General features: G+C 53.6%; 1 protein-coding gene and 3 rRNA genes. All 4 read left to right on the top strand.

Annotated elements, in window-relative coordinates; all coding sequences use genetic code 11:
* Nucleotides 1–94 precede the first annotated feature (94 nt).
* A 16S ribosomal RNA gene (locus E0K96_RS11915) occupies nt 95–1618 on the top strand.
* A gap of 41 nt (nt 1619–1659) precedes the next feature.
* Nucleotides 1660–1788 carry a hypothetical protein gene (locus E0K96_RS12275; protein ID WP_255456890.1) on the top strand — a complete coding sequence of 43 codons (129 nt, stop codon included), beginning with the start codon at nt 1660–1662 and terminating at the stop codon, nt 1786–1788.
* A gap of 23 nt (nt 1789–1811) precedes the next feature.
* Nucleotides 1812–4695, top strand: a 23S ribosomal RNA gene (locus E0K96_RS11910).
* A gap of 48 nt (nt 4696–4743) precedes the next feature.
* Nucleotides 4744–4852 (top strand): 5S ribosomal RNA (rrf, locus tag E0K96_RS11905).
* Together the 16S, 23S and 5S rRNA genes form the textbook arrangement of a ribosomal RNA operon.
* Nucleotides 4853–4881 lie beyond the last annotated feature (29 nt).

Here is a 4881-nt window from a genome sequence, read left to right as displayed (position 1 = left end):
CAGGGACATTGAAAACTGAACAGTAAACACGTCAATAAAGATAGGAAAAAAGAAAGAGTCAAGAAGACATGAAATTGTCTGAAGATAGAAAAGGACAATGGAGAGTTTGATCCTGGCTCAGGATGAACGCTGGCGGCGTGCCTAATACATGCAAGTCGGACGCAATGCTTCGGCATTGAGTGGCGAACGGGTGAGTAAGACATAAGCAACCTGCCCCTGTGAGGGGGATAACTGCTGGAAACGGCAGCTAAGACCGCATAGGCATACATGACGCATGTCGAGTATGTTAAATATCCCACGGGATAGCACAGGGATGGGCTTATGACGCATTAGCTAGCTGGTGAGGTAGAGGCTCACCAGGGCGACGATGCGTAGCCGGCCTGAGAGGGTGGACGGCCACACTGGGACTGAGACACGGCCCAGACTCCTACGGGAGGCAGCAGTAGGGAATTTTCGGCAATGGGCGAAAGCCTGACCGAGCAACGCCGCGTGAAGGAAGAAGTCATTCGTGATGTAAACTTCTGTTATAAAGGAAGAACGGCGCCTGTAGGGAATGACAGGCGAGTGACGGTACTTTATGAGGAAGCCACGGCTAACTACGTGCCAGCAGCCGCGGTAATACGTAGGTGGCGAGCGTTATCCGGAATCATTGGGCGTAAAGAGGGAGCAGGCGGCAGTGCAGGTCTGCGGTGAAAGCCCGAAGCTAAACTTCGGTAAGCCGTGGAAACCGCACAGCTAGAGAGCATCAGAGGATCGCGGAATTCCATGTGTAGCGGTGAAATGCGTAGATATATGGAGGAACACCAGTGGCGAAGGCGGCGGTCTGGGGTGCAGCTGACGCTCAGTCCCGAAAGCGTGGGGAGCAAATAGGATTAGATACCCTAGTAGTCCACGCCGTAAACGATGAGTGCTAAGTGTTGGGGGTCAGACCTCAGTGCTGCAGTTAACGCAATAAGCACTCCGCCTGAGTAGTACGTTCGCAAGAATGAAACTCAAAGGAATTGACGGGGGCCCGCACAAGCGGTGGAGCATGTGGTTTAATTCGAAGCAACGCGAAGAACCTTACCAGGTCTTGACATGGAGATAAAGGCTCTGGAGACAGAGAGATAGGTATATCTCACACAGGTGGTGCATGGTTGTCGTCAGCTCGTGTCGTGAGATGTTGGGTTAAGTCCCGCAACGAGCGCAACCCCTGTTGCCAGTTGCCAGCATTAGGTTGGGGACTCTGGCGAGACTGCCTCTGCAAGGAGGAGGAAGGCGGGGATGACGTCAAATCATCATGCCCCTTATGACCTGGGCTACACACGTGCTACAATGGACGGATCAGAGGGAGGCGAAGCCGCGAGGTGGAGCGAAACCCAGAAACCCGTTCACAGTTCGGACTGCAGTCTGCAACTCGACTGCACGAAGCTGGAATCGCTAGTAATCGCGAATCAGCATGTCGCGGTGAATACGTTCTCGGGCCTTGTACACACCGCCCGTCACACCATGAGAGTTGGTAACACCCGAAGCCGGTGGCCCAACCGCAAGGAGGGAGCTGTCTAAGGTGGGACTGATGATTGGGGTGAAGTCGTAACAAGGTATCCCTACGGGAACGTGGGGATGGATCACCTCCTTTCTAGGGAGAAGAGAGAAGATGTGGATACTGTTTGGTTTTGAGTGTGGTCTGAAGGGATTGCATTCAAGGCAGGAACATTGAAAACTGAACAGCAAACTTTCTACAAGAAAGCGAAGGAAGATGAAGAGATCAAAGAAGAAGAAGGTCGAAATCATCTAGTTGCAAACTAAGAAAGCACAGAAAGAACACTTTAGGTTAAGCGAAGAAGAGCGTATGGTGGATGCCTAGACACCAGGAGGCGAAGAAGGACGCAGCAAACGGCGAAACGCGACGGCGAGCAGTAAGCAGGCAACGACCCGTCGATATCCGAATGGGGGAACCCGCCATCCACGAGGGTGGCATCGCGCAAGCGAGGCAATACGCAGGGAACTGAAACATCTCAGTACCTGCAGGAGAAGAAAGTAAAAACGATTCCGTAAGTAGTGGCGAGCGAAAGCGGAGGAGCCCAAACCATCAGATGATGGGGTTATAGGGCTGCCGAGAAAGTCGATGCGACATGACAGGAGAAGCGCAGGGGAAGGCGCAGCGAAGAGGGTGAAACTCCCGTATCCGAAGTCGTGAAGCAGGGCGAGGCAGACCCTGAGTACGTCGGGGCACGAGGAATCCTGACGGAAGGATCGAGGACCATCTCGAAAGGCTAAATACTCCCTGGTGAGCGATAGTGAACCAGTACCGTGAGGGAAAGGTGAAAAGAACCCCGGGAGGGGAGTGAAATAGAACCTGAAACCATATGCTTACAAGAAGTCAGAGCCCGTTAAAGGGTGATGGCGTGCCTTTTGTAGAATGAGCCGGCGAGTTATGATATGGAGCGAGGTTAAGCAGGAGATGCGGAGCCGAAGCGAAAGCGAGTCTTAAGAGGGCGAAAGTTGCATGTCATAGACCCGAAACCGGGTGATCTAGCCATGATCAGGTTGAAGTCGGGGTAAGACCCGATGGAGGACCGAACCGACCCCCGTTGAAACGTTGGCGGATGAATTGTGGCTAGGGGTGAAATTCCAAACGAACCCGGAGATAGCTGGTTCTCCCCGAAATAGCTTTAGGGCTAGCGTCGCAGGAAGTGCCATGAAGGTAGAGCACTGAATATGTGATGGCCTCATCCCGAGGTACTGAGCATAATCAAACTCCGAATGTCATGGAGACGATGAGCGGCAGTCAGACCATGGGTGATAAGGTCCATGGTCAAGAGGGAAACAGCCCAGACCATCAGCTAAGGTCCCCAAATACATGCTAAGTGGAAAAGGATGTGGAGATGTACAGACAACCAGGAGGTTGGCTCAGAAGCAGCCATCCTTGAAAGAGTGCGTAACAGCTCACTGGTCGAATGACTCTGCGCCGAAAATTTACCGGGGCTAAGCATGATACCGAAGCTATGGATTTACGAAAGTAAGTGGTAGGGGAGCGTTCCAGACAGCGAGGAAGGATGATCGAAAGGACATCTGGAGCGTGTGGAAGAGAGAATGCCGGTGTGAGTAGCGGCACGTGGGTGAGAATCCCACGCACCGAAGACCCAAGGTTTCCAGAGGAAGGTTCGTCCGCTCTGGGTAAGTCGGGACCTAAGGCGAGGCCGAGAGGCGTAGCCGATGGACAACGGGTAGAGATTCCCGTACCTGGCTGTGGGTGAAGGAGTGACGGAGACGGCTAGGCCAACCAGCGGCTGGAAGAGCTGGAGCAAGCGAGGTAGGGGTCATCCAGGCAAATCCGGATGGCATAACCCGAAGGCGTGACGCGGATGGAACATTGCGATAAGTACAGAAGAGGCCAAAGCCGGCTTCCAAGAAAAGCTTCTAGCAAAACTGCAGACAGCCCGTACCGAAAATGGACACACATGGGTGAGGAGAGAATCCTAAGGTGAGCGAGAGAACTATAGCTAAGGAACTCTGCAAAATGACTCCGTAACTTAGGGAGAAGGAGTGCTCAGTGGAAGCTGAGCCGCAGTGAAACGGCCCAAGCGACTGTTTACCAAAAACACAGCTCTCTGCGAAGACGCAAGTCGAAGTATAGGGGGTGACGCCTGCCCGGTGCTGGAAGGTTAAGGGGAGTGGTCAGCATAGGCGAAGCCATGAACCGAAGCCCCAGTAAACGGCGGCCGTAACTATAACGGTCCTAAGGTAGCGAAATTCCTTGTCAGGTAAGTTCTGACCCGCACGAAAGGCGTAACGATTTGGGCGCTGTCTCGGCTGTAGACTCGGTGAAGTCTTAGTACCTGTGAAGATGCAGGTTACCCGCGACTAGACGGAAAGACCCCATGGAGCTTTACTGTAGCTTGATATTGGACTCTGATGCATGATGTACAGGATAGGTAGGAGGCAAAGATACGGATACGCCAGTATTCGAGGAGCCGACGTTGGGATACTACCCTTGATGCATTGGAGTTCTAACCGGACGACATGGAGCTGTCGACGGGACAGTGTCAGGTGGGCAGTTTGACTGGGGCGGTCGCCTCCCAAAGAGTAACGGAGGCGCCCAAAGATACCCTCAGCATGGATGGAAACCATGCGCAGAGTGCAAAGGCAAAAGGGTGTTTGACTGCGAGACAGACAAGTCGAGCAGGGACGAAAGTCGGGCTTAGTGATCCGGCGGCACCGAATGGAAGGGCCGTCGCTCAACGGATAAAAGCTACCCTGGGGATAACAGGCTGATCTCCCCCAAGAGTTCACATCGACGGGGAGGTTTGGCACCTCGATGTCGGCTCATCGCATCCTGGAGCTGAAGTCGGTTCCAAGGGTTGGGCTGTTCGCCCATTAAAGCGGTACGCGAGCTGGGTTCAGAACGTCGTGAGACAGTTCGGTCCCTATCTGTCGTGGGCGCAGGAAGTTTGAGGAGAGCTGCCCTCAGTACGAGAGGACCGGGGTGGACGGACCGATGGTGCACCAGTTGTCACGCCAGTGGCACAGCTGGGTAGCCAAGTCCGGAAGGGATAAACGCTGAAGGCATCTAAGCGTGAAGCCCCCTCCAAGATGAGACTTCCCATTCTTCGGAAGTAAGGTTCCTCCAAGACGAGGAGGTAGATAGGTCATGGGTGCAAGCATGGTGACATGCTGAGCTGAATGATACTAATAGACCGAGGGCTTAGCCGAAGTGGAAGAGAGAGGCTGTTCAGTTTTGAGCGTTCGTGCTCGAAGGGATCTGGTGGTGAAGGCGTGATGGAAACACCTGTACCCATGCCGAACACAGAAGTTAAGCATCACAGCGGCGAAGATAGTAGGCAACTGCGAAAATAGCACGCTGCCAGTCCATGTGAGGGAATAGTCATTCTATTCCCT

This window comes from Massilimicrobiota sp. SW1139 (assembly GCF_012027715.1).
Classification (GTDB): domain Bacteria; phylum Bacillota_I; class Bacilli_A; order Erysipelotrichales; family Coprobacillaceae; genus Allocoprobacillus; species Allocoprobacillus merdigallinarum.
Note: the sequence above shows the minus strand (reverse complement) of the source record. Positions and strands in the feature narration are given on the sequence as shown.